Origin of the sequence: Sphingomonas yunnanensis (assembly GCF_019898765.1) — a bacterium.
GTDB lineage: Bacteria > Pseudomonadota > Alphaproteobacteria > Sphingomonadales > Sphingomonadaceae > Sphingomonas > Sphingomonas yunnanensis.
Genome location: NZ_JAIOKB010000001.1, coordinates 20030 through 46476 on the forward strand (window position 1 = coordinate 20030; position 26447 = coordinate 46476).

The following is a 26447-nucleotide window of genomic DNA, read 5'->3' on the forward strand; positions in this document are numbered from 1 at the left end:
CGAGCCGTCCTGTCGCACGATCACGTTGCAGGCTGAATGGTGTCTACGCCGCCAGCAGCGACGTCTCCTCCCTGAAGCTGTACCGCCGCGACAGGCATCGTGTGTCCTGATGCGGCCCTCGGGCCAGCTCGAGCGTGAGCAGGCTGTCGTTCGGGAACGCGGGGCTAAGCTCCAAGCGGAGATATTCAAAAAGCTGGCGATCGTGGACCGCGATGACGATCTGCCGCCCGTGCTCCTTCGAGAGCGTGCGCAGAAGAGCGGCGAGATGGGCAATGTGGACGTCGTCCATGGACTGGACGGGATCGTCGAGGATCAGCCAGGGCAGCGTCTTCGGGACCGACAGGTGGAGCGACAGGAACAGCGTCAGCGCCGCGGTGTTGAGGTTGCCGGCGCTGAGCATTGCGCCCGGCGTGCCGCCGGCGGCGCCGCCAGCGCGATGGTCGGTGACGAGGCGCGGCTGGATGCGCTGAGTTGCCGCTTCGGGGATTCGGAACGCCGGAATGAACGGCTCCCCCGGCGCAAGGCGCACGAAGAGATCTCGCCAAAGACGGTTAAGCCGCTCGTTGAACGCCCGGCGGATGATGCTCGACCGGATCGCGTCGACGGCGTCGCGGATCTTTGTCCCCTGCACCCTGACCTTCTGCGCTCGCTGCTGCGCCCCGGTGACGATCTTGAGCGTTGCCTCGTGCTGCTTGAGCTCGTCCGATAGACGGTCAGCCCGCGACTGGAGCGAGCGGATCGTCGCGACAGCGCTGCGGCCCTCGCGCCGCAGCGATAGCCGGACCTCGAGCGTTGCGTTCTCCGCGTCAAGGAGGGCCTGAACCCGCTCGGCCGCCACGCTGAGGTCCTCGCCATCGGCGATGGGGGGGGTCGCGACGGCCACGGCGAAGTCGGACAGGGTCTGGCGGGCCGCGGTCAGCGCCACGCTGCGCGATTGCGCCTCGGTGACGGCACGCTGCGCCGCGACTTGAGCGGCGCGCAGCCGCGATCCTTCCTTCAGTGCGTCGAGAATATCGGCGAGTTCGGCGCGAGCCGAGTTCGAGTCCGCGGCGGCGCGGTCGAGTTCGGCTAGCGTCCGCTCGTCCGGGATCGCGTCGATCAGCGTGGCAATTTCACGTTCAAGCCTGTCGACGAGCGCCTGCGCCTGCGTGTTCATACGCCCGAGCTCCAGCAGACGCTGGGCTGAGGCGGACAGGCGCCGCACCTTGCCGTGGACGTGCTCGACAAGCGTACCGGCGTTCAGCTCGGCATAATCGCGATCACAGACGGGGCAGGTCTCGCCGTCGATGAAGGCCGTCACTTCCGACAGGATTGCGGCGAGGCCGCCTGCTGAAGTCGAGGTTCCCGCCATCTCTCCGCTGATGGCCTTGAGGCGCGATCGCGCGACCTCGATCTCGCTCTCGGCCGTGGCAAGCCGCTCGGCGTCGGTCTTAGCCTTATTCGCGCGGGACGTTGCCTGGTCGGCGTGAAGTGTCAGGTGGCGGATCGCAGCGTCGCCGAAGGCCGCCATGTCGCCGGGCATTGGCGTAGCGGGTAGGATTGCCTCGATCTTCGAGCGAAGCGCCGAGTAGCGCTCTAGGTAGGTTGCGGCCCAGCGCTCGTACACGTCGGACGACGACTCCGCAGTGAAGGATGCGGACGGACCTGCGCCTGCCGCTCGCACGAGATCCCGCCGAATGGACCCCAGTTCACGTCGGCGATCGATGATCACCGCAAGGCGCTGTTCGTCGTCGGCTGGCAGAAGCGCCTGCTCGATGGCGTCTAGCTTGCGGTCGTCGAGGTTCACGACGAGCCCGAGAGCGTCCGCCGCCTTTTCGATGGCCGACATCTGGAAACCGATGTCCTCGATTATCTGGAGCAGGCTGAGCTTCTGGTCCTTGATGAGCGCGTCGAGCCGGGTCTTCTCCAGCTCGTTATCCGACCAGCCATCCACAACCTTGCGGACGTTTCTTACGTCCCCGAGCGGCTTCAGCCCGGCTTCGATGGCATCGAGTCGGTCCAGGCGCAGCAGTTCGCCGACGAACTTCGCCAACGGAGAGTTCGCGCCGCTTCCGGAATCTTGGTATATCTGAAGGAGCTGCCCGAGCAGCGCCTGCGGCAGGTAGCTGCGCTCGCTGAAGAACGACGCGAGCGTCGCGTCCAAGGAATTTGATGTCGCAATTCCATCGCGGGACAGCGTCGCGCCATAGGTGGCCGCGCCTGTACCCACCGTCGCTACCGACACGTTGCCCCGTGCGGCGGAGCGGTGCATCAGCTGCGACGCGTAGTCCGGGTCTGCCCGCCGGAGCGACTGGACGCCTCCCGTCAGCGCAAGCTCGATAGCTGACAGAAGGCTCGTCTTGCCGGCGCCGTTCTCGCCGTGGATGAGCACGACTTGCGCGTCGAGCGGCGCGTGCACGCGCCCGCGTATGCTGCGGAAGTCGGTGACGTCCAGTTCCTTGAGAAGAAGGTCGGTCATGCTTTCTCCTCCTCCTCTTTTGCGAGCGCTGCATCGATCAGGCTAGCGATCGCCTCGGAAACGGCCTCTTCGCCGCGCTCCGCGGCGTCCATGATGGTCTTGATTGTCGCTCCATCGACAACGTTCTTCAACGCCTTCTCCAGCTGGTCCTGCGCCGTGCCGTCCTGCTCGTCGGCGGCCGGCTGCGGGATCGACAGGGGCAGCAGCACGCGGATGCTGTCTTCCAGGCGATCGAAGTCCGGTGATCCCGATGCGTCGAAGGGAAGCGTTTCGACATGCAGGACGCGTGCGGTGTCCGCCAGCGCCTCGACGTCTCCGGGCAGCGTCGCTCCCGCGAGCACGACTGTCAGGACGTATCGCGATGCGGTGACGTCGAGCGCGCGGCTCAGTGCCTGGATCCTGGCACGAACACGCGCGCCGTCGATGTCGCCGAACGAACCCGCCGTGGTGTCGACAAGAAGCACGAGGTCGAGGGCCCGGCCGTGCCGACCTCGAAGCGCCCCGGTGAACTGGAACTCGACGCCAGCCATCCTGAACGGGGTCGGCAGGTCGTCGTATCCGGCGTCATTGAGGTGCTGTCGGATGGCGGCGATCAGGGGCGATGAGGTCATAACAGCACCTCGGCGGCGAAGGACGCGCGCAGTTCGTCAATGTCGCCGGACGCGCGGAGGAGACTCTCAACGCTCACATGCGAGGGAGCGAGCGATCCTGTCCGGCCCGGCGCGCTCGATGGTGACCTACTCGAGCGAGAGGCCATAGTGAGATGCCAGGTGTCGTCGGAGTGGATGACGAGGGAATTGTCGTTGGCGTACGCGCCGTCGGCCTGGAGGCGGATCGCTTCCGATGCCGACTTTACCAGGAAGACGGGGCGAACAGGCGCTCCAGCGCGATTAGCCTGAAGCGAGGCGACGCCGGCGGAAAGATCGTCGTCCGCTGGCGATGCGAGCGACCACTGCGCTGTCGACCGGCCATGCTCCAGCAGCGCGACCACGATGGCGAGATGCCCGAGCCTGCTAGCTCGGGCGTTTTGGTCCGTTGCCAGCAGGCCGATGGTGTTCGGACTGATCGGCTCGTAGGCTGCCGGGTCCTGCGGGAGCTGCCCGCCCCGGAAGACGGCCACTGCGCGTGACCATAGATTGATACCCTTGTTGACGGCAGGTGTCCGGCTCTGATCGGTCGCGTCGACGACGGCGCCGTCGGCCATCTGGTCGCGAAGCGCGTTTACGGATGAGGCAAGAGAAGCCAGAAGCGGACCTCTGCCGGTAGCGGCGAGCGCGAGCCCCATCAGGCAGTTGAGCTTGTCGGCGACCATCTTGAGCACCAACGCCACCAGCATCTGTTCGCCCCACGCCCGCATGTGGCTGGCCGCGTTTATAGCTGCGACGTTTCCGTTGTAGTCGTCGCCGTAGACGATCCGCAGGACGTCGCGTTGACCCTGGGTGATTTGTTCCTCGCAGAACACGTGGCCCGGGGCATCCGGCGCGCATGGCCAGGGCCACTTGTGAATTCCAGTCGCGGCGGCGAACACGCCCTGCAGGTTCATGTCCTGGATCGAAAGACCGAGGACCATCGTCTTGCGGTTCGTGGCGATCCCGAGCACCTCGTTCCGCATGGCGGCGAAGTTCGGGTTGTTCGGCCACATTGCGATCTGCGTGTGGCTGCCGGTAAGAAAACGGCGATATCGCCCTTCGTCCTGCTCGGCGTGGATGATGCATCCATGGAACTTCAGCAATCGCGCCAAACCGGGCGGATCGCGGAGATGGTCTGGATCGACGACGACCTGAAGGATTCCAGGAATGCCGCCGCCGAGACGGTCGATGGCGGCTTCGATGAAACCGTCCCAGTTCCCGGATGCAATGGTCTTGACGGCACCCTCGAGTACGAGGAGCGCGATGCAGAGGTGCGCCGCCGCAGGCGGTGGCGGATTTTCGAACTGGCGCCGGATGTCGATCGCCATCCAGAGGACGAAGTCGCCAGGTTCGGTACCGACGCGAATATCGAGAACGCGGGAATAGCTGTTCCAAAGCGCGCTGACGATCGCATCGTGGGCGCCCCATGTCGCGAACGCCGAGTGGAGGTCGGCGCCGACTGCCGCTCGATCCGTACCGGCTAGTTGTAGAGCCTCGTCCAATGCGGGCATGTATCCGGCTTCGGTCGTCGGATCGACGGCTCGAACGCGAAGATACTCCATCGCCGCTGCGATGAGACCGCCGAGGCTCGGTGCCTTCCGCGAGATCCCCGATCCGACCCACAGTGCAAATTCGCCGTTCTCAACCGCGCTCGCGGTTGCGGCGAATTCGCCATCGAGCTTCTCCAGAACCTGGCGCACGGTGATATTGGTCGCGTTGGGTGCAAGACCCACTTCATGCCTCCCCGATCGGCATGACGAGCGTCACCCGGACATGTCAGATGCTATGCACGATCGCATTGGGAAGCAACGCCTTCTGGCGAATCACCCTGGAGTTGCTCCACTACGCCTCGACGGGTTCAGGTAATCCTTCGAGCGGAAATGAAGCGCTGCCCGGCGTCCAGAAGTCGGTGTGGTCGAAATGGTTGGCGTAGAACCCGCGTGACAGGGTTGCCCGACGACGACGCCTGGACGTCGGCTCCTCGACCGCGAAGTCGTCGCCGTCCAGCCGCTGGAGCTCGTAACCCTGCGGCATGAGCCGTGGCTGAGCTACGATCGCCTTCAGGTCCGCTATCGACAGGGCGGGCCGCCCCATTTCCGGCATGTCGCCGAGATCGTCCACATCGTCGATATCGACGTTGGGCGTGTCCACGACACTTATCGTGTGCGCGACCATCGCGTCGACGTCGACATGCGCGCCGGCGAGAGCCAGCGACCCGATCTCGCGGCTGATCGCCGACAGGATCGGCTGGAGGCCACCGACCATGTCCTCAAACAGCTTGATACGGCCGGACAGCGCGAGATAGACCTCGGTCTCGACCGTGTCGTGATAGTGCAGGTTCACGATGCGGATGTCGTCGAAGCGCTGGCCGAGGCGGTCGATGCGACCGATCCGCTGCTCCACGCGCATCGGATTCCACGGCATGTCGTAGTTGATCAGAGATCCGCAGAACTGGAAGTTCAGACCTTCGGCGGCGGCGTCCGTGCAGAGCAGGATATCGCCCTTGCCTTCGCGAAACCGCTTCTTGATCTCTGCACGAGACACTAACCGCCAACTGCCGTCCGGCATGCGTATTTCGCCACCGCGGCCGGAGAAGCAGATGACCTCGCGACGGGTCTGATCGGCAAGCCAGTCACGCAGTCCGTCCATCGTGTCGGTGTAGCCGGTGAACACCATCGTCTGCTGATAGCCGGCCGCCGCCAGCTTCGTGAGCTCGTCCTTCAGCGCGCGGGCCTTCGTGTCGATCGGCAGTCGTTCGAGATCGGCGAGAATGTCGCGGATTGCGGCGCTCTCCAGCAGCCTGCGCGCAACGTCCTCCTTCTCCCTTACCTCGTCGGTCTCGACCTCCTCGCCGCTCTCCTCGAGATCGAACTGGTCGTCGTCGACCTGCCTCTCGAGCCGCCCCTGAAGGCTGTGCCCGAGCGCTGCGAAGCTGGACGACAGACGCTTGCGGTAGATCGTGAGCACGAAGCCGATTGCGGTGCGCTGCGACTGGTCCGCGTTCTGGTAGGCGGACCGGATGAAGTTCTCGACGCGCTCGTAGATGTCGCGCTCGGCCGGCTCCATGTGGATGAAGCGGTCCTGCACGTCGCGAACGGCGATCCGCGCCTGCAGCTTGCCTTCTGCCTGGTAGCGTCGAAGCAGCGAACGGGTGTGGCGGGACATGAGCGCGGCCACGGGCGTCCACCGCTTCATGATCCGCACCGCGGCAACGCGATCCTCGCCACTCAGCTGACGGCGCGGAATGGACGGTGCTCCACGAAGTGCCGCGACGATCCTCCGCGTGCGGACGACCGACAGCGTCTCGCCTCCCGTTCCGCCCATGCGAGCTGCGCGCTCAGGGGCCAGCGTACCATAGAAGGCTTCGGTCGCCTGGAAGAGGCGGACACAGTCTTCCATCTTCTCGACAGAGAAGTGCGGGTCGGCGAGTGCGGCAAAGTAGCGCTCGTACGCGACGGCATCCCACTCGGGCGGGAGCCCAAGCAGCGACAGCAGATCGTAGAGCTCGAGCGCATGCGTCTGCAGCGGGGTCGCCGAAAGCAGGATGAGACCGTGCGCGCGGTATCGCAGGTCGCGCAGGAGCCGCATCAGCATGTTCGGCGTCACGCGCCCGCCGGTGCGCTTCTGCCGCGCATGATGCGCCTCGTCCACCACCACCAGGTCGTACGGCTCCGCATCGAGCAGCTCGGGTCGTCGATCGCTCCGTCTGGCGAGATGGCTCGACATGATCACGAACGGCTCGGCCGACCATGCGTCACGCGTCACGGGCGTGTCGACGATGGACTGCGTCGCGGCATCGTAGCGGCGGAAGCTCCTGCCGTCGTAGATGGGCCAGTCGAGCGCGAACTTCTCGCGCAGCTCCGCCTGCCACTGAGTGCAGACGTTCTTGGGCGCAAGGATCAGGCCACGCTTCAGCCGGCCTGCCAGCCATGCCTGGCGGACGAGCAGCCCCGCCTGGACCGTCTTGCCGAGGCCGACCTCGTCGGCGATCAGCAGCCGCGGCGCATGGTCCGACGCATCGCCGTACATGCGCAGGAAGGCGCGACGCTGGTGGGGCCATGCTTCCACCGGCGACGTGGCCTCGCCGACCCATATTCCGCCGGTCGAGTTCCGGGCCGCCGTTCGCACGCGGTGCCAGAGATCGGCGCGCTCCTGGTCCCAGTCGTGCATCGGCACCAGCGGTGCCGTGGGCGCGGGAAGGACGATGGGCTCCGGATCAGGCTTCGGCTTCTCTCGCAGCCGCGCGGGCAGCTGATCGTCGGGGGGCAGGAAGCGGAGCAGATCGAGCCGGACTGCGGTAGGCACGTCGTAGGTGCGGATACGCTCTGCGCGATCGGCCCAGTACGTGGCGAAGGACCTGTCCTCCTCGTCGACATATTCCACGTTGGGCGTCCAGGACTTGAAGACGGTGAACGTCTCGCCGTTGTTCATCCAGCCCTGCACCGTCTCGTTGATCGATCCGGTGAACGCGATCCGGTCGCCCGTCTTGTCCTCGATGATACCGGTCTTCTCGTGGAAGATCGCTGTCCCGACGACCGGCTCGCGAGTGACCGGGTCGCAAGGCAGCGCGACGCGGACGTCGAGCATTCCTCGCGCGACCAGCCAGGCGAGAAGCTCGAGCGCCTCGCGCTCGCTGGACGACACCGTCTCAGGAAGGCCGAAGTCGGCCTTGCCGGCTACGACGTCCATCATCGACATGCCGCGTTCGATCGCCTCGACCTCGCCGTCGTCGAGCGTGCAGCCTACGAGCAGGCGCATCCTGCCCTGATTGAGCGCGAGATGCTCGATACCCCGAGCTGCGAGCGCCAGGCTGCCCGCCCGGAAGTATCCGGTGGTACGGTCGTAGCGGATCGCCGACGACAGCGCCGGCACCCAGAAGCGCGACACGAGGTCGCCGTCCTCGCGGCTATACTTCAGCTTCCAGGTGCGGTCCTGCAGTAGCATGTCACTCGGCCGCCATCAGCTCTCGGTACAGCTCGAGCTGCTGCGGCTCGCCGATCTCGCCCTCATAGGCGATACGACGTAGCTTCTCGAGCGCGTCGAAGTCGTCCGCCGCCGGCTTCACCGCCTTGTCGGCGTCGATGCCGGAGAACGTCTTCGACGGCGGAAGCACTTCGAGGAGTGCCTCCATTGCAACCTTGAACTCGTCCTCCTGCGCGACGCCGGCCTGCGCCAACATCTCCTGCGCCGCCTCAGCACCCCGCGTGCGCATGACATGCGCCGCATGATGGAGGGCGTCGATCATCCCCTGGGACCCGTCGGCGGGACCGACGGCGCCCTTCGCGATCCGGGTGGCCGAATCCCACAGCTTGATCTCCGCCGCCTTCTTCTCGGCCAGACGGCCGATCACCTGAGTCTCGAGATCGACGCCGACGGCGCGAGCGAGACGCAGGGCCTCGTCATATGGAAAGCTGACCGCCTTGAACGCGTCCCAGGCAAGTACGTAGAACGCCGTCGGTCCGTCCATGTCGGCCTGCGCCTTCGCGGACGCGAGCTGGGCGAGGCGCCAGGCCTTAACCTCGCGACGCGCCGAGTTGAGCGCATCCTCGGGGCGGACAGCGTAAGGATCGAACTCCTCGAACATCTCGCCTTGCGTGCGTCGTCTCTTTTTCGGCTCAGGCGCAGCATTGCCGCGGGTGAGAGGCCAGTGGCGCGAGAAGGCCTCCAACGCAGGACCGAAGCTGGCGAGGTACAAGTCGACGCCTTGGATCCCGGCCTTCTGGAACTCCCCAACCCGGGCCTTGACCGCGCGGGCGACCTCCGGTTCGACGTCTTCCCAATACATCGTGTCTCCCTGAGGCTCCCCGCGTGGGCGGCAGACGAGGAAAATCGTCGAATTCGCAGCCGCCTTGTCCTTGATATGCAGCGACCCCGAGGCTTCGGTGTTGACCGGCCACGACGCGGTGATGACGAAGCCCGCCTCCATGAGAGACATGGCGAGCGCATCCCACGCGCCGGTATCCTTGTGCGTGAACATGACGGTCATGATGCCGTCGTCCTTCAAAACGCGGCGACATTCGGCGAAGATGCCCTCCATCTTTATGCGGTAGTCGTCATCCGCAAGGCGTGCCGCACCCTTTTGTCCCTTGAAATGTGCTCGATTTGCTACCGCTTCCCCCTGTTTGTCCGTTAGCTGTCTTGTGAACGCTTCGGGATAGACCAGTCCTGCGGTCCGTTTAAGCCATACATAGAAAAAATCAGATAGTTCAGCATACATTACGTTGGCGCCGTAGGGCGGATCCATCACTATGCAGTCGACCGAAGCATCTTCAACCGTGCGTAGCATTGCTCCGGATCCATTGGTGACGCGGATTGAGCCCACCTCATCCTTCGTCGCGTCCAAAAGATCGCCTCGTTTTTCATCGGCCACCATGTCAACAAGTTCAGCAAGTGCTTTGCCGGTCTTTTTAAGCCCCCAATCAAGCCCAGCTCCGGCATGAGCGAGTGCCATTTCGCTGTATGACCAACAAAATGCAAAATCGTGGCGGTCGAATATTGACCTAACTCGCTCCGATGTTGCATCCCATCGACAGGACCGATTGCCATAATTAAGAATACTGTCAATTGCGATGGCAACATAGATGTATGCCGCTTTCCTCAATTCGGTAAGCGAGCCTGATTTGCTATCCCGATCGAACAAAGCGCGAAAGCGGTCAACGCATGTCCCGACCGCCAGCAGTTGCCGGGGAGAAAACATATCTCTCCAAAGCGGCATCCCGTACAAGCGTGGTCTATCGTCGTTAGTGCCTTCGGGAAATGGTTCGCTTGGGATCGTGTCCAACACATCCCACTCCTCCAACTTTGCGCGAAGATGGTCTTCGATTTTGGACGCATCCTCATCCGATGCAGACGGTGCGCGATATTTCCTTTGCCAAGAAACCGTTTTTCGACCTTTTGGTGTCTGCCCTTCAACCTGTTCTCGATAAACGACAGCATACAACTGATCGCCTAAGCCGTGCTCTTGAGCTTGACGTTTGATTTCGTCCCCGTCGATTGAACGCGCACAGTCTGGAAAAGGACATAGCGCATCGCCTTTGGCGACAGTACCTTGAGATTGGTCTTCCTCGCGATCTACTATCTGAAACGAGCACCTTCTAGCGGGATCTCCATACCCACTCCCTGTCCATGGAGTGAGTTTAACGCCTACTCCCGCTGAATTGATAGACCAACCCGGCGACATTGGAATCACGCCGCTACAGTAGGGGCAGGACACTGTGCGCGCCCAAAGATATCCATCTACTTGTCTATCTGCGCCCTCATCAGAGTACACGCCTTCTAAAGCAGTTTTGCAATGATCATAAAACTCGCGCGAGAGTTCGGTGTACTCCGCGACGAGCTTTCTACCGTATCGAGCGGGTAACTCAGCAGTTGCGCGGATGATCAGGCTCGCGACAGGATTGATGTCATTGGCAATCGCCTGAGCGCCAAGCCGCATTGCTTCAAGAGGAATAGCTCCCCCCCCAGCGGTAGGATCAAGCACAGTGAGATCACCAATATCGGGGCGAAGCTGCCGCGCCGCCACGTGAGGATGAAATTGGAACGCACGCCGATAGCCATATGGATTGGGCCCAAGGTTCTTCTTCGACTTTTTCGCAACCTCAATCTGCATTTTAGTTTTGGCAGGTTCCCCATGGATCCCGAGAGCGTATTTGAAAGAAGCTGGGTCGGTACCGGCCGGTAAAAGAGACGCCAGCACTGCAGCTCTAGAAGCGACAAGAGGACGTCGAGCCCACCAGACGTGAAGGAAGTAAATTCCTGGCAGAGCGGTCATTGATCGACGCTCGCGAGCACTTTCCTCGCCAATATCAGCTATCGGTAGCCAACGTTCAATTAAGCGTGTGGTTGTCATCGATAGTCCGATCTCAGCGCGCTGGCGCGGTCAGGAGAATACGTAGTGCGGTGAGTACGCGACGCGGGTTTTTGCGATGGACGGCCATGCCCAGCCAGTATGCAGCTTCCTCGCGGGCCATCGCCTCAATGCCCTCGGCGACATGCACCATCGCAGCGCGTGACCTCATTGGAGCCAGAGTGCGGAACAGCAGGGCAAGCCGAAGCGCCGCGTCCTCTCGAATGGGGGCTCTGAGTCCATCAATCGGCATGACCTCGAGGCGAATGCCGGCATCCTTCAGCTTCTTGAGCACGCGGACATGGTTAATTTCCAGATTCCGGCCTGCCAGTCCCGCCATGCGGACAGGCACGTGGATGTGCGGTGATGCCGGTGAGGGCATCTGCCAGATCTCAACTTGGAGCTCGTTTCCGGCAACCCGCTTGGCGCGCACCTCATAAGACGGTTCGATGGTGAGGAGCGTCACGCGCTCGACCCTTGCTGTTCTGGATACCACAGTTTCATGCCTTCGCGGTGACTTCGACGAAGGCGGCGGACGTGCCGAACTTCGTCAGTCGTTCAATGATCTTTTCGGGTTCATCCCCGGACAACACGAGGCCATCAGCGAAGTCGAGCTGGATACCCGTCGCGACGTGCTTCTCAGCGGCTGCGCGAAGCTGCGGCTCGACGAATTCCCGGGTCTGCTTGGCGTCAGCGACCGTGCCGTCGATGGACATCGAGATGACGGACCCAGCAGTAGTCTCGTACTCGATTGTGGCGTTCGCCTTCTTCGTGGCGCCGGGCACGCTTTCCACCACGTTAAGCAGCATGAAAAAGTGCCCGAACTCGAACGGGGTCAGCGACAGCGTCGACACCTTTTCAATCTTCGCCGCGCGCGCACGCTGAAAAACAGTGGAAAGAGCGTCCTTCAGAACTCCTTCGCCGGTGAACGTCTGCGCAGCTGGCTCGCCCGACGGACCTGGAGCGGCAGGCTGACCTCTGGCTGCCTGACCATCAGCCGAAAGGACGGTGACGGTATCCGCGCGACCGGCTTCCGTCGGCGATTGGCCGGACTGCTCGCCCGTGCTGGTGCCGGTGCCCCCTGTCTTTGCTTCCGGCTCAGGTGCCTTCACTGGTCGCGGGAAGATGCCGTGGTCGCGAGCGTAGTCCGCAGTCGAGATGATCGAACTGCCGTCGATGACGATCGACGGGACAGGGTCGCCCTTGCCGGCAGTAAGGCCTTCGCGCTGGTAGACGAAGACGCCGTCGGTGATGCCCTTGATCACCAACTTGCGGAAGGGGTCGTCACCGACATGCATCGGAAGGGACGGGTCCCGGCGGAACTCGGCGCGCAGCTCGGCGGCGGTCATCTGTCCGATGCGCTTCAGCGGAGTGCGGTCGCGCACGAACTGCGGCAAGTCCGGCTGATCCTCCGGCGTGCGCAGCTTGCCGATGTCGGAGAGCTGACGGACGATCTGCGTCTGGCCGGAACCAGGACGTTCGGACGCCGAATGCTGGTCGATCGTCGCAAGGTCGAGCGAGATGGTGCCACCCCCGAGTGCAGTCCGACTCGAATAGAAGAGGTGCCGGTAGCACTGCTGAATGGCGATCGCGATGTCTGACTCCGACCGCCGCGCCAGCTCGATGACCTGCGCCTTCTGGTGATCGGCAAGCTCGTTCAGTCGGTCCGCGCGCTTCAGCTCCTGCAGCGCGAGGTGACGCGACACGGTCCCGGTCAGGTGCGGCACGTGCCGGTCATCGGCGACAAGAAAGACGAGGTTGTTTCGCAGCTGCCGTAGCCCTGCGCCGTCCTGCCCCTTGCGCTGGTATATGGTCGAGATGAGGTCGGGCACCTCCTCGACGGCATTGCCGATGCTGAGTGCCTGGTGGTGAATGATCGCGAGGCGCGGCTTGCCGTCGCCGATGTCGTCGGGAACGTCGAAGGCGCCCGCGGGAAAGGGTACCGCCTCGAACGAGCCGCTGCCGCCGAAGATGTCCTTAATGCGGCTGTCCGCCTCCACCCGTAGCGCCTCGGAATCGACGTTACGCTCCTCGCGGGCGATAATCTGGGTGAGGTTCGCCTCGGCGTTGAAGCGCAGCGGTACGCCGGGCCGGTCGTCGAGGTACGCCGACCCCTGGATGAAGGCAGCCTCCGCGTCCGAAACGAAGCTGAGGTCGGCGTCGGGCGACAGCACCGAGTAGCGCAGGTGAGCCGGCGTCAGCCCGCGAAGCTCGTTGTTGTACGCCATCGTGTGGACGAAGACCGTCCGGGCAACATAGCTCGCATACGGCAGCAGGCCACCGAACCGGTCCGCATCGATGCTGGCAGCCAGGGCGGCGCGGCCCGCCTTGCCGTCGATGTCGTTGAGAATCGCGGAGTCGTACTGGCTCTGGTTCAGCCGGGTCGTGAACTCGCGACGGATGCCCTCTTCGCCGAGATCGACATGGTGGGTGTGGATCATCGCGGCGTCCCTGGGACGCCTGGCCCAGACGCTGGCGACGGTCTTGGCGAGGATGCGCAGCATGCCGCGCACCCGCTGGAAGTCGGCGAGCGTAGCGGTCTTGCCGGTCAGGGTGTCGAGCAGGTCGGGATGAAAGGGATAGCTGTTGCCGAGTGCGGTACGCGCCTCGGCGCCCTGGTGACCGGCATCGATCCGGTCGCGGTGCTGGGTCCAGAGCTGGCAGTATGCGTCCAGCGTATCCTGCGGAACGTCGACCCGCTCGAACAGGCGGCGCTTCAGCACCGCAGCAGTCTCGTCATCGCTGGTCGGGTTGAGGATCGTGGCCTTGCGGCCGGATACGCTCTCGAGCTCGCCGACGATCCGCGAGATTTCCTCGTTTTCGCGGGCGAAGGCATCGGTGGCCTTGCCATCGGAACGGACGGCCAGGGTGAAGACGACGGCTGCGCGGGGCCGACTCTCGACGGCGGCGAACAGCGCCTTGAGGAAGGCCGAGATCTGGTCGCGGCCATAGGCGTCAGGGCACTTGCGCAGGTACTCGCCGAGCTCGTCCAGCACGACCAGGACGGTGCGGTCGCCGAACACCTCCGCGAGTGTGTCGGCGCCGGGGGCCCGTCGCATCTCGTCGGACTTGCGGACGATCTCGTACCCGGCAACCCCGCCGATCTGGTAGGCGATCTCGCCCCAGGGGGTGAAGGCCCGGATGCCGTCGCCCATCGTCCGGCCATTGGACGGATCGGCGGCCTCGCCGTCGAAGGCCGCGACCGACGTCCCCGTCGGCAGCGTGGGCAGCGACACGAACTCGCCCATGTTCGGCACGCTCGAACCCTCGCGTGCGCCGTGGATGAGGGCGATCAGGCCGTGCGTCTTGCCGCCGCCGAAGCTGGTGTCGAGCCTGAACACGGCCGAGGACGAGCCGTGGCCGGACAGGCGGCCCAGCACCTGGCCGAGCAGCTCCTTGAGGCCGGCGGTTGGATAGGTATTCGCGAAGAACCGTCGCGCATCGACGTAGTCAGCGGGGCCCTGCCCAGACAGCACGGGACCGAGACGCGCAGCGAACTCGGCTTCGGACATCGTGCCGTTCAGGATGTCCTGCCGCGGCTGGCAGGTGTCGAAGATCGTCGTCGAGGCCATGTGGTTACCTGTTCTGGAGGCGCTCGGCGAGCGCGATGACGGCGGCGAGCTGATCCGCTCGGGCGCGGAGGAGCGGGAGGAGACGAGAAGGCAGATCGGACGGTTCGCTGTGCTGTCCGATCACCCAGTTCCGCACGGTCCGGTCGGTGACGCCCAGATCGCGCGAAAGCGGCGACTGCCACTGGCCACCGTACAGGGCCTCGCCGGCCGCTCGCAGAACGCTTTCTTCCATCTTCCACCTTCTAGGAAGGCTCGCAGAACGCAGCAAGGTCGCGGCGCGATTTTCTTCCGAACCTCACCGCGATGGTTTTCAAGGTGACCTGGATACTGGGAAGCAGGTGGACGGCTCTAGCCGTTGCTGATGCCCATGGACGATCAGGCGCAACCGGCTGGTGGCTGATCGTGCTTCCTTCCGAACCTGAACGATCCGCGGTTCAACGGCGATGACGCCTCGCGCGCACGGAGTCTCTCATCTCTCTTCTTATAGAGTCTAGAGATTAGAGAAATCCGCGCGCGGGCGCGAGCGCGCGCTAGCCCGCGTGCATGCGCTGTAGCCGGGACAACGTCAACGGCTTGAAACCGGCGGAAAACCGACGATCTTGCATTTTGAAGGTGGCGCTCAAAGCGTGGTCTGCAGGCGACGTTTGCACACATGTGCATCCGTGCCAGCCGTTATGCACACATGTGCAAACGCTCGTTTCCAAGTCGCGCCCGCGATTATGCACACGTGTGCATAATCGGGCACGCGGATGCACATGTGTGCAAACGGCACCACTTGCACACATGTACATAAACCGTCTGAGTTATGCACACCTGTGCAAACCGGCACGTTGCACATGTGTGCATACAATGGCCGATGCGGATCTTGTTCTATTCGTAGAAGATCGCGTCCAGCATGGCGGAGCGTCCTAGCCAGATGTCCAGTTCGCGTCCCGCCGCCGGGCGGGGTTGCGACCACCAGCGCGCGTCGCGGATGCGCTCGGCGATCGCCGACCAGTAGAGGTCGAAGTCGATCCGACTTGCGGCGATCGAGAAGTCCCTGGCCAGCGCGGTCCGGTTACGCTTGCTGATGCAGACGAACAGATCCGGACGCTTCATGGCCAGCAGACGGCTTGCGACCCCTGGACGCTGCCGTTCGCCAGCGACCGCCGGGGCAAACACCCCGACGAAGCTATCGTAGTGCTGGCGCGTGACGGGACCCTCGAGCGGAATGCAGTCGAGCGCCGCCGAGATGCCCCCCGGCGACGACTTCACGGCATTGTGGAAGTAGCCGTCGCCCCGCATGCTGCCGAAGTAGCCCTGGTTGTCCGTCCGCCCATTCGGCAGTCCTGCGATCATCGCACGCACGTCGACGTCCATCTCCGCGAAGCTGGTCGCTCGTGCGAACTGTGTGCGGATGTCCCTGAGGAGAGCGATTCGATTGCGCAGGTGGTCGTCTCCGGCGTCGCGGACCCTGGCGACATACTGCTTCCAGCTCATCCGCATGACCTCGGATTCGAGCGGCGAGGTGGAGCGGGCCGAGCCGTAGGTGCCGTCCAGCCTCTCGCGGCTGCTGCGCATGCGCTCGTGCGCCGCACGATAGACGTCGATGTCCTCCTGGCGCACCTTGCGTCCCATGCCGCGGTACGTCCGGATGGCCTCGGCAAGTTCATCCCGCACGGTGACGGCACCGTCGTCGTCCTGGCTGACGTGCATGACCGCCTCGCTGTTCCGCGCCATCGCACCGTGCGTCAGGTTCGCCGATCCCACGAACGCGTCGAAGCGACGACCGGTCCGGAAGAGGAAGATCTTGGGATGGAACACGCCGGACGGCTGCAGGACGAAGCGTACCTTCCCCTCGTCGACGAAGTCGTCGAGCACCTGGGGATCGGTCTGGTAGAAGTGCGTGCCGATTACGCCGCTCTCGATCGCGTCCCGCCGGGCCAGAAGCGAGTTGTAGACTTTCGTTGGCGTCGCCCACGCGACGGCGAAGGACAGGCGATCGTGCCTATCGATGCATCTTGTCAGCTCGCGCGCCAGCTTTGTACGATCGATGATCAGCTTCATCTCGTTCCCCCTCGTAGAAGCGTGCAGAAGCTGGCGCCTGCAATCAAGCGGCCATTAACAAATGATCGTGCGACAGCACCGGGTCACGATCGGCTATTCGCTGGAAGATGGAAGGATGCGCGCGATTACCTTCTTATCCGGACTGGTGAACATCGCACTGATTCACCCGCCTGCAGCTGCACGAACCGATGCAAGTCGTATTTCGTTGCTCCCGCTCGAGAGGATGGAGACGCGGACGCTGGACGAGTGCAGCCGCAGCCGCTCCTGGCTGGGCCGCCTCAACAGCGGATTGTGATGCCGACCGAACGTGCGGTGATCAGTTGCTCGAAGCGTCGATGAATCCACGGAATGATCGCCGCTGACGCGACGCTCGATGTCACTGACAGGGATTCATGGTGTCGCGCATGAAGGCGCGTCCCCGCAGTCCGGACTTCTGGCCCACGACGATCCACCAGGATCCCGCGATGAAGGCGGCAAGGGGGATCATGATCTGGGCTGCAGCCGCGGCGCACGGCTTCAGTTCCTTCAGGCCCGGAAAGACGAGAACGGCGGCGGCGGCTACGAAGACGAGCATCCATCCTGCGAGCAGGACCTCGAGGAAGCGTTCGTTGACTCGACTTACCGAGTAGCTGAGCTCGTCCTCCACCAGGGCGGTGGTGTGCAGTCGGCCTTCGACGGCGGTTTCGAGAAAGTCGACATGCGCTTCCCAGTTGGCTTGCCAGAACTTCGATCCCCTTGCGGTGAGCACGCCGGTCAGCGCGGCGAGCGCCCCGAGCACGGCCACGAGAAGGACGATCGGCGGATAGAACCGCCCCTCCTTAGCACTGAGTGCGAGTGCGGCGAAGGAGACCAGCTGGAAGCCCCAGAAATACGCCGAACGCTTCCAATAGTTCTCGATCTCGAACTTGCGCAGCTCGTGGGCCCGCGCAAGAGCGGCACGATGCTGCGACGACGCCTCCTGGCCGGGTAGATCCAGCTGCTCGAAGTAGCGCTGGGCGACGTTGGGATCGGGAAGGACCATGCCGGAGCGTAGTCGATCCATGGTTCCAATCCTATGGTCTCGCCGCCCCGACGAGCATGAGTCGCTTACAATCTGCGCGAGAGAGGCGACACGGGTCCGATGTTCCTTCGTGGACCTCAGACATCGCCTTTCTGGACTTGCGCTCGCGGCGCCCAGGCCTCGTCCATTCGCCCGCCTTCGATCGCCTCGCGCATACGGCCGCCCCTACCGGTGACGGAGCTTCTGGATCAAGAAATTCTAGCTCCGGCATCAGGCGGAGGATACAAGGCACGATGATCGACTTCCGTCCCATCGTCCCACCAGGCCAGGTCCGCCGGGATGGCATCGTCAAGGTGAAGCTCGCGCACGGCCAGGACTTCAGTCTTCTTCTTCTGGATCGGGTGTACGTCGACGAGGACGGGCGTTGGTTGTTCTTCGAGCCGTCAATGTTCGGTCCTCCGCGTCTGGCGTTCCACGATGCCGACGCGTTGGCCCAGGTCTGGCTGGATACGCCGAGTGGCGACACCTTGCATGTGAGCTTCACCGACGGGGATCTCGCCGGGCGGCTGCCGGACGGATCGCAGCTGTTCGCATGCTCCGTCGTCGGGCTGGCGGACTTCCCCACGAGACACAGCGGCGACGCTCGCCGCGCTGCCGACGGATCCTTCGAACTTCGGCTCTTCCACCACACGAGACCGGAAACCCTGCCGCTGATCGTGTCGAGCGGTCATGTCAGAGGGTCGCCCTGGAACCTGCAGGGCAACAAGCGGCTAGAGAACGTCGGCTACGCCTACCTTACGAATCTGCCGGCCATCACAAGCGACGACGATCTCGCCGCTGTTGCAATGGCGACCGATGAACTGTTTGGGCTTCGGCTGGACGATGCGGCCTCAGCGGATGATGTGGTCATCATCAAGGTCACCCGTAGCGCAACGACGGACCGCTCGGCCACGCTCGCCCTCTGGGTACCTGATCACATGATCGCCTCCGCCCATCTGATCCGTCATGATCAGCGAGACGTCATGGGCGTGTTCTACGAAGCGGTTCTTCCTGCGGTGTTCAGGATCGGCCTGCAGCCGGGTTGCGCCCTGGACTTCCTTTCGGAAACAGCGACTCCTCCATTCACGTATCTCCAGCGCTTCGACTACGTGATCGTAGGAGACGCTCGTACCAGGACAGGCATCGTCGCCCCCTACGACGAGGAGAACACGACATCGATCTGCAAGGTGGAATTCGTGGAGCACGATGACGTCGTCAGCTTTTGGAGGGCGAACGCCGACACTGATCGGTTCAGCGGAAGGGACTTCGACCCGCAGGTGTTTGCAGGTTTGGCTTGACGGAGACAAGGGCGGCTCACTCAACGCGGGCTTCATTCCTGACCAGCTTGAAAAGCTGCACCTCGACAGACTCGAGCAGGTTCAGCAGGTTTCCAGCAGCCGCGCCTGCCTCAGCATCCGCCTGTTCCTCCCGCATTTCGTACGCACCGAACTTGTTGTGCGATGCATACGTCACGCATTTTTTCAGGTCTGTGCGGATCGTCTCGGTAAGCACCGGACCGTGCTTCGTCAGATAGGCCTCAAGATCCTGTTCGATGGACGGGAAGCGGCCAGCTACGATGGTGCAGGCATCATCCCATTCCATGTCGGGACGAGAATAGTCGGGGCGGATTCTGTGGTAGAGCGCGCTGAACTCCGAAGTCGCGTCCAGTTCACGGGCGAACAGGATTTCAGCCTTCTTCAGCTTCAGCTTGTGTCCCTCGGCCTCCTTCGCCAGCTCGTTCTTTACACGCTCCAGTTCTATGTTGAGCGCAGCCCTGTGACCTTCGATCGTACGGTCGGCAACGAATTTGGACAGGAAACCGCAGATCGCAACTAGAACGACGCCGCCACCACCAAGTAGCGTGAGAACGCTGGCCCCGAGGCTCACTACCACCTGTGATGTCTGCATCCATCTCCACCCATTCATGGTCGCGGTCATTGCAACTCAGCGACGTCGTTCCTGACCTCGCCACCTCTCCGGGGCGGTCGCACCATCGATGCGTGACCGCAAGTGTAGCAAGCCGACATAAAACATACTTTTCGCTATACCACTATTCGGGCTAGTCGACGTCATGAACGAGCACAGCATCCCGCTTAGAGGTGACCGCATTCTCGGCGGCGAGGACGAGGATCGTCTCGGGTTCAACGACGTCGCGGCGCGCATTGCGGCGACCCTTGTCGAGCAGGAGCTGGAAAGCAGCATCGTTCTCGGGCTGGAGGGGAAGTGGGGCTCCGGCAAGTCGAGCCTGATGACACTCGTGCTTGAGCGGGTCAGGAACTACGGCGGCGACGAGCCAACGAGCATCGTTCACTTCAGCCCATGGCTCGTCGGAGATCGCGACGCGCTGCTGGCCGTGCTGTTCGCCGAACTGTCGGCGGCGCTCGACGCGATCGCGCTCAACCAGGGCGACGCGACGAGAGATACGTTGGCCAAGAGCAGGCGTGCCGTTGATGCCGTTCGCAACTTCGCGCGGGCGGCCGGTCGTGCGGGCGAGGCCTTCGAGCTGGCCGGGACGGCGACCAGCTTCTCGCCCCTGAACCTCGTCGGCAAGGGCTTGAAGGCACTCGACAAGTTAGCCGGAAAGACGGAGCCAAAGTCGCTCGCCGCCTCCAAGGCCGCGCTCGTGCACGCGCTCAAGGATCTCGACCGGCGCATCATCGTCACCATCGACGATCTGGACCGCCTCGAGCCCCTCGAAGCGGTGGAGGTCCTGCGGCTCGTTCGTTCGGTGGCCGACCTTCCCCACGTCATATACCTGCTGTGCTACGACAGCGATGTCCTCGCGCGGAGCATCGAAGGCGCGGCGAACGTTGCCGATGGTCACGCATTTCTGGAGAAGATCGTCCAGCTCACAATCTCGGTTCCTCAGCCCGAGGCCTTTCAGCTGAGGTTCTGGTTCGCGGACGAGCTGCGCGCGATCGTAGGCAGCATGAGCGACGAGGGGACGGACAGGCTTCGCACCGTCGTGGATCTTGAGGGCGGTCGGAGGCTGACGACGCCGCGGGCGGTCAACCGCGCACTGGACGCGATACGGCTACTCTGGCCGCCTCTTCGCGAGCAGGGTGCCGACTTCGCCGATCTCGTCTGGCTGCAGCTCATCCGCAACGGCAGCCCGCGGCTCTACCGCTGGATCGAGAACTACTGCGCCATCGCCGCCGAGAAGTCGCTCGGAGTGGCGCGGGTGGATGACGAGGAGCGTACAGCCCAGCGCGAGGCACTCATCGAGGCGGTGCCGTCGGACTGGTTCGCCAACGTCTACTACAGACACGCGTTTGCCGAGCACCTTGCCGGCATGGAGGCCTTGTTCGGCAAGGACGAGCCACCGTTCAGCCTGTTCGGGAGCACGTCGGACCTCGAGCATGGGCGCGCTATCGCCGAGCGCCGACTTTCGAGCCCCGACCACTATCGTCTCTACTTCGCTCTCGCCGATCCGTCCCATGCATTGAAACAGGCTGATTTCACGGCCTTCTGGGAAGCCGCTGATGACGGACCAGCCGCTGTCGCCTCTGTCCTGCTCGATCTTCATGGCAGGGTGACGTCGCGCGCGATCGGCCAAGCCGACCTTCTCCTCGAGAGGGTAAGCGGTGGCAGCGCCCCGATCTCGCCGTCTCGAGCCGAGAACATCCTGCTCGGCTTCGCCGACGCGATGGATAACGCGTGGAGGAAGCGTAGCTTCAGCCGCAGCTGGATCACCTCCCTGTGGGATCGTGCGCAGAAGATGATCCCGTCGCTTTTGCGCGCCGCCTCGCCCGAGCGCAGGTCGGGGCTGGTCGACCGGATGTTTGCACAGGGGCAGGCGCTCGACTGGCTGACGGATCTATATCGCCGGGAAACGGCGGCGCGCGGCGGCTCCGGTCAGCGCGCGAAGTCGGAAGACGAGTGGTTCTTTTCAGCGGAGGACTTCGAGCGGCTCTCCTCTGCCATGAACGCCCGGTATCGGGCGCTCGGCATGGACGCTATTCTCCGCCAGATCTCACCGCGGTCCATCCTGTTCGCCTGGAGCCAGGGTGGCGACGGAGCCGCGGCGAAGGCCGCCGTGGTTGCCGCCGCTGCTCCCGACGAAGGATTTCTGCGGATCTTGGACGTCCTTCGATCCGAGGTCGGAACGACGGAAGGGACCTACTCCGTCCTGAAACGCGAGAACGTCGAAGCCTTCCTCGACTACGACGAGGTAGTGGCGCGCATCGATGCGCTGCTGGGCTCGGGCGACCCTGACATCCAATCTCTTGCGACCGCGATCCGGCAAAGCATCAACGATGCTGGCCACTTCTGACGAGTGATGCTGGTATCAGCCGCGTGGCGCTTGATAGACTAGAGTGACGCGGAGCCTTGGGGCAGGATGCTCGACGACAGCGGGGCGAGCCTAGACGCCAGGCCGCGCTTCCGCCGCGTCGACGGGCTCGGAAATTGACGGGCGATCCGCAGGCGCCAGTCGCGTGTCAGCGCGAGGTGAGCATCGGCAGCGGCGTCTCGTCCAGAAGCGACCGGGTGACGCCGCCGAACAGCATTTCGGTAGTTCGCGGGTGGGGGGCTCCAGCAACGTGCCGCGCGGCTTTCTGTCGCTGGCCGAGAACGTGATGATGATCGCCATGGCGGTCTGCACGGTGTTCGCGGCCAACAAGCTACCCGCATGATCAGACGTGTTCGCGGTCAGGCCTGGAACGGGGAGCAGAGCCGATCGGCCAGCGTGTCGTCGGCGCCGGGCACGATGCGGATCAAATTTGCAACGTCCAGAAGACGGAGGTCGGGATGGATGGATCTAAGGCGGCGTACTGCGTCCGGATCGATCGTGAGCAGTTCAGCTAGCGCTTCCATGGCCGACACGTAGGACGGCACCGTCACGTCGATGCCGAGGCCCGAACGGGTCGACATCTCCTGCTGGAACGCCGCTGCCATGCCTTCCTCGAGCACATTGGCACGATCGTGACTTTCGGACGGCCCAAGGAGGTGCACGACTTCGTGAGCGAGCTGGAAGTGAGCGATCCTCGGAGTCATGGAGACGGTGGCGGTCAGCTGAATACCGATGTGGAAGGGGCGATTGCCGGTGTAGAGGGTGCAGGGCACCGGCACGTCCGCGAACTCGACTCCCGTGAAGAACCAGCGGGAGTCGCGCGGCCCATAGCGGCTCTCGGCCTGCTGGATCAGGTAGCTGACGAGGTCCGACCAGGAGGTCGTCCAGTCGCCGCCGTCGTAAGCGCTATGGAAGCCGAGGGCGGGCTGCGGGCTGGCTGGCGTGGCGTGCTGGATCATGGGGGGCATATAGTCCGGCGCGAGCGTGCGCGAAGGGAGCTGGACTGGACGTGTGGGCATATGCACCTCGATCGCAATACCGAGCTGGGGGTACCTGGGATTGAGAAGGGCGATGCGTCGCACGACGAGTTCCATGCCGTCGAGAAGCGGGTGGCGCAGGATCGAGGTCAGCGGGACGTCGCGCATTGCCACGACTGCCACGGGCAGTTCCTCACCGAAGACGTGGAGCACGTCCGCCGGGTGGTGATACCAGCAGCCTCCACCAAGATCGACGACGCAGCGTAGACCCTCCCGCGCCAGGTACGCCTGAATTGCGGTTGCTCCGTCATCCGATCGGATCGCCTGGTCCTGCCAGATCGAACCGCGCACGAGGCGGTTGAGGAAAACGCCGACGTCGGTGCTGGTCGCTTCTAGGGCGGTGACGAGGATGACGGGCAAATCGACGCGATCGCCTCTGAAGCGGGAAGCGCCCGAGCGACCCGGGCCGGGGGTCACCGCCGCGGGGGAAGCGTCGGGGCGGTCGTCGATAGTGCGGCGGGTCATCTTGCGGACGCCGTCAAGAGCGATGCGGAAGCGCGAGCTGCGATCCCGCCTGCTGCTGACCGGGCCCTGGCTTCGGTATGGTTTCACCCACGACGATCAGCGCCAGCAAGTGCTGGGTGAAGGAGTGCGGACCCTCGCTGGCGACGATCTCTCCCCAGCGCGACCAGCGGTCAACCCGATCGTGCATCCACCGGTGAAGCCGATCCCGGCTGGCAGCATCCGGGCAGGCCAGGCTCCAGATGGTACGCGCCATGGGGATCGGGTCCTCGACGTCTCGGTGCAGCATGGCGATCAGGTGCTGTTCGAAGCGGTCCTCGCGTACCATCGCGAAGGGGAAGCGCCTTAGCGCTGCCTCGGCGGCATCGAAGCGATCGCGATCGCACTCGGTTGCAGATCCCTGCTGGCCAAAGAGCTTCAGCGCCTCCTTGCCGATCGGAACGGCGGCGAGTTCAGGCGATCTCGTGGCCACTAGCATCCTGATGACCGAGGCACCCTCGGCACTGACGGTGGCGTCGAACGGCGCGCGCAGACTGCCTGTCAGCTCGACAAGTCCGGTCGACACGAGCCAGTATGTCCAGACCCGATAGAACCTCGCGTCTCCGTTGAAGATCGCAATGGAGTTCTCCACGGGCGGCACGATGCCGCGCGACCTCGATGCAAGCATCGCGAGCAGGAGTTCGAGCCCCTCGTTTACGATGACGGGGTTGTCCAGGCTCATGCCCAGCCGGCCGGCCCAGAGCGCATCGCGCATGTTACGCCACTCGCGCCCGTTCTCGTCGACGATGACCGCTCCGACGTTCGGCCTTCCGGCGATGCGCATCCACCATCCCCAGGCGAGGGCGCCGTCATGCTTGATATCCACCCCGATCATCGCCGATCCTCCTCGTGATCGAGCTTCTTCAGGTCCGAAGCGAGTTCGGTGCAGCGGGTAAACAGCTCGCTGACGTCGCGATACCGTTGGGCGATACCCAACTGCTGGGCCCTGGCTGCATGCTCCTTGTCGTCAGGGACGAGGTCGGTGATGCGGTTGCAGCGGGTTCCGAGCCACCATAGATCGTCGTCGTGTGCCGCATTCGCGGGAACGTGGCAGATCGACCTGTCCTCCGGGCCGTTCTGGTCGCACGGCGCCGAGTGGTCGAGGCCGCCGGGCACGTCGATCAGGCTGGCCGGGATGGCCTTGGCATTCCATCCGTACAGCGGATGCGCTCGCGGCAGCCCGACGTAGTAGGCGAGATGGCCGCCGTTCCGCTCTCGCCTGATGATGCAGGGATAGGCGCTGTCCGGATCGGTCCACGCGATCTTGTCCGCCTCGGCGCGCCACGGCCCCGCCGCTGAGGGCTGGACGTCTGGTACGCGGTAGGCGACGTCGACCGGCCGTCCCCGCAGCACCAGATCCGTCCGTGCGGTCGAGCCCTTCGAGATGGCCCTGCTGGTACGCCTAGCCACGGGCGCCTCCTGCGATCTGCATATCGAGCAGGGTCACCAAGCATCCCAAGGCGGTGATGATGAGGTCGACACTCATGACGAACAGCATCGATGCGAGGACGCATCGCCTCGTCGCGGAGGACGGGACGGCATACGTCTCGCGTAGCGCCTGCGTCGTGATGCAGAGGCCGGCGAAGCCGACGACTGCGGCGCCGATGCCGAAGACGTTGATGGCGCGAAGGTCGTGAACGTGCATCATTCCGCCTCCTCCCAGACCGAGGTGTCGCCATCCGCGCGACGCTCGCCTCCGAGCGAGTGCTCCCAATCGACCCTCGACATGACCGTGGGATTGAGGATGCCGCCCATCTCGCCCAGCCACGTCGCCGCCACGGAGAGGCGGACCTCCGGTCGCGCGGTGATGTATGGTTCGGACAGTCCCTTGAGAGTGCGCAGAAGACCGACGGGATCATAGTCCGCGGCGGCGAGCGCGCTGCAGCTGCCGGCCACTTCCCAGAGAACCCCCATGTTCATACCGTCCAGGCACACGAAGTGGGCGGCAAGCCGGTTGTAGACGCCCGTCTTCTCCTCGGCCTGGGCGGAGAGCATGTCGCCGATCAGGTCGGGCGGTGCGAGTCTGCTGGCGGTGACCACCGAGGCGATGGCCGCCTCGACGATGCCGCGTTCGGCGATGAAGATATTGGCGGGAAGGGTTCGCCACCACGTGAGCGGCGGGGCGCGGTGTTCGGAGTGGGCCGCTAGCTCTGCCTCGAGTTCGAGATTACGCATGATGCATGCTCCGTCTGGGGGCGACGGGATCGCCCAGTGATTTACGGATGAGAGGACTTTGCGTCCGGCATGCAGAACGTAGAAGGAACGAAAGGTTTCCTTATTAGAAGGACTTTCAGGATAGGACTTCTTTTCAGGATGAGTTTTCCGGCTTGTAGACGGTCGTATGGCATGGCCGATCCTGAGCGGTGGCGCCTGATCGGTCGACCAGCTTCCAGCTCCGGCCCGCCTTCGCGACCCGGCCCGCATGTTCCAGCTGCCGAATGACCGGGTAGAGGCTGGTCATGGGAATCTCGCGGCGGTGTCTTTTGGCGATCGAGTCCCTGATGGCGGGCGGGGGCAGTCCGCTGGCGCCCCCATTCTCTAGCGCCTCCACGATCATCGCCTTGATGGTTGGCGTGTCGCGGCTTCCGGTCAGACGGGTGAGATCCGCCATGGGAGCGAAGAACTTCGTTCCGCGATCGAGGATGCGACCGTCCGCTGTAAGACGGCGGATGGCATACTCCACCGCATCGGCGTCCATGCTCCTGGCGTAGCGATGACGCAGGGTGCTGTGGATGTGTGCGACGGAGGCTCCGTTGTCGCCCGTCTCGAGCACGGCGAGCAGCACCATGTCCACAAGCAGCGGCGGCGTTCGGGAAGTAGCCAACGCGCTGATGGTCGTGGGCAAATCAGCGAGTAGGACGTGCCGATCGGCGGCCTCGTGCAGCCGCCTGATCGCGGCGAGCCTGCGGTCGATGAGGCTCTCCGACTGGCCCACTGCGTCTGCGATGGCACGGCCGAGCGCGCTGATCTCCTCGATCAAGGCCTCGATAAGCCTGTCGTCGTCACCCTTCGTCATGTGAAGTTCTCC

Annotated in this window: 20 protein-coding genes; 4 read left to right on the top strand and 16 right to left on the bottom strand. The window is 63.9% G+C overall.

The genetic code is table 11. The features are described from left to right. Positions 1–43: 43 nt before the first annotated feature. The 7 genes from K7957_RS00085 to K7957_RS00115 form a co-directional block, all read right to left on the bottom strand. A complete protein-coding gene (locus K7957_RS00085) occupies positions 44–2458 on the bottom strand; it encodes an AAA family ATPase (protein ID WP_223009995.1) in 2415 nt (804 codons plus the stop codon). After that, on the bottom strand, positions 2455–3069 hold the full coding sequence (locus K7957_RS00090) for a hypothetical protein (RefSeq protein ID WP_223009996.1): 615 nt from the start codon (positions 3067–3069) through the stop codon (positions 2455–2457). The genes K7957_RS00085 and K7957_RS00090 overlap by 4 nt, the downstream gene beginning before the upstream one ends. Further along, a complete protein-coding gene (locus tag K7957_RS00095) occupies positions 3066–4820 on the bottom strand; it encodes an SIR2 family protein (protein WP_223009997.1) in 1755 nt (584 codons plus the stop codon). Before K7957_RS00095 ends, K7957_RS00090 begins: the two co-directional genes overlap by 4 nt. A gap of 109 nt (positions 4821–4929) precedes the next feature. Further along, a complete protein-coding gene (locus K7957_RS00100) occupies positions 4930–8031 on the bottom strand; it encodes a DEAD/DEAH box helicase (protein WP_223009998.1) in 3102 nt (1033 codons plus the stop codon). A gap of 1 nt (position 8032) precedes the next feature. Next, positions 8033–10936, bottom strand: a complete 2904-nt coding sequence (locus K7957_RS00105; protein WP_223009999.1) for a DUF1156 domain-containing protein — start codon at positions 10934–10936, stop codon at positions 8033–8035. Positions 10937–10949: 13 nt separating this feature from the next. Continuing rightward, a complete protein-coding gene (locus tag K7957_RS00110) occupies positions 10950–11399 on the bottom strand; it encodes a DUF7680 family protein (RefSeq protein ID WP_223010000.1) in 450 nt (149 codons plus the stop codon). A gap of 34 nt (positions 11400–11433) precedes the next feature. Next, positions 11434–14505 (bottom strand): ATP-binding protein, encoded by a 3072-nt coding sequence (locus K7957_RS00115; protein WP_223010001.1) that lies wholly within the window; start codon positions 14503–14505, stop codon positions 11434–11436. Between K7957_RS00115 and K7957_RS00120 the strand changes: the two genes are divergently transcribed. Further along, on the top strand, positions 14480–14824 hold the full coding sequence (locus K7957_RS00120) for a hypothetical protein (RefSeq protein WP_223010002.1): 345 nt from the start codon (positions 14480–14482) through the stop codon (positions 14822–14824). The genes K7957_RS00115 and K7957_RS00120 overlap by 26 nt on opposite strands. Before the next feature lie 551 nt (positions 14825–15375). Here the strand turns inward: K7957_RS00120 and K7957_RS00125 are convergent. Continuing rightward, complete coding sequence (locus tag K7957_RS00125; RefSeq protein ID WP_223010003.1) at positions 15376–16551, bottom strand: phospholipase D family protein; 1176 nt, start codon at positions 16549–16551, stop codon at positions 15376–15378. A 61-nt stretch (positions 16552–16612) separates the two neighbouring features. On the opposite strand from K7957_RS00125, the gene K7957_RS00130 reads away from it, so the two are divergent. Continuing rightward, positions 16613–16846, top strand: coding sequence for a hypothetical protein (locus K7957_RS00130; protein WP_223010004.1), 234 nt, complete (start codon positions 16613–16615; stop codon positions 16844–16846). An 81-nt stretch (positions 16847–16927) separates the two neighbouring features. Here K7957_RS00130 and K7957_RS00135 read toward each other — a convergent pair whose 3' ends face one another. Beyond that, entirely contained in the window at positions 16928–17593 is a 666-nt protein-coding gene (locus K7957_RS00135; protein ID WP_223010005.1) for a RipA family octameric membrane protein, read from the bottom strand. 251 nt (positions 17594–17844) lie between these two features. Here K7957_RS00135 and K7957_RS00140 point away from each other — a divergent pair, with 251 nt between their 5' ends. Continuing rightward, the gene (locus tag K7957_RS00140; RefSeq protein ID WP_223010006.1) at positions 17845–18888 is read left to right on the top strand and encodes a hypothetical protein; all 1044 of its coding nucleotides are present in this window, start codon (positions 17845–17847) and stop codon (positions 18886–18888) included. Positions 18889–18904: 16 nt separating this feature from the next. Here K7957_RS00140 and K7957_RS00145 read toward each other — a convergent pair whose 3' ends face one another. Next, positions 18905–19528: a hypothetical protein gene (locus tag K7957_RS00145; protein ID WP_223010007.1), complete on the bottom strand. Its 624-nt coding sequence runs from the start codon at positions 19526–19528 to the stop codon at positions 18905–18907. Positions 19529–19661: 133 nt separating this feature from the next. Between K7957_RS00145 and K7957_RS00150 the strand changes: the two genes are divergently transcribed. Beyond that, positions 19662–21863 (top strand): KAP family P-loop NTPase fold protein, encoded by a 2202-nt coding sequence (locus K7957_RS00150; RefSeq protein ID WP_223010008.1) that lies wholly within the window; start codon positions 19662–19664, stop codon positions 21861–21863. A 377-nt stretch (positions 21864–22240) separates the two neighbouring features. Here the strand turns inward: K7957_RS00150 and K7957_RS00155 are convergent, their stop codons facing one another. The 6 genes from K7957_RS00155 to K7957_RS00180 all read right to left on the bottom strand — a co-directional run bounded on the left by K7957_RS00155 (position 22241) and on the right by K7957_RS00180 (position 26435). Then, entirely contained in the window at positions 22241–23383 is a 1143-nt protein-coding gene (locus tag K7957_RS00155; RefSeq protein WP_223010009.1) for a hypothetical protein, read from the bottom strand. Positions 23384–23396: 13 nt separating this feature from the next. Continuing rightward, positions 23397–24254, bottom strand: a complete 858-nt coding sequence (locus K7957_RS00160) for a hypothetical protein (RefSeq protein ID WP_223010010.1) — start codon at positions 24252–24254, stop codon at positions 23397–23399. Next, entirely contained in the window at positions 24251–24829 is a 579-nt protein-coding gene (locus K7957_RS00165) for a hypothetical protein (RefSeq protein WP_223010011.1), read from the bottom strand. Before K7957_RS00165 ends, K7957_RS00160 begins: the two co-directional genes overlap by 4 nt. Next, positions 24822–25064: a hypothetical protein gene (locus tag K7957_RS00170; RefSeq protein WP_223010012.1), complete on the bottom strand. Its 243-nt coding sequence runs from the start codon at positions 25062–25064 to the stop codon at positions 24822–24824. The genes K7957_RS00165 and K7957_RS00170 overlap by 8 nt, the downstream gene beginning before the upstream one ends. Next, entirely contained in the window at positions 25064–25594 is a 531-nt protein-coding gene (locus K7957_RS00175; protein ID WP_223010013.1) for a hypothetical protein, read from the bottom strand. The genes K7957_RS00170 and K7957_RS00175 overlap by 1 nt, the downstream gene beginning before the upstream one ends. Before the next feature lie 133 nt (positions 25595–25727). After that, positions 25728–26435 carry a hypothetical protein gene (locus tag K7957_RS00180; protein WP_223010014.1) on the bottom strand — a complete coding sequence of 236 codons (708 nt, stop codon included), beginning with the start codon at positions 26433–26435 and terminating at the stop codon, positions 25728–25730. Positions 26436–26447 lie beyond the last annotated feature (12 nt).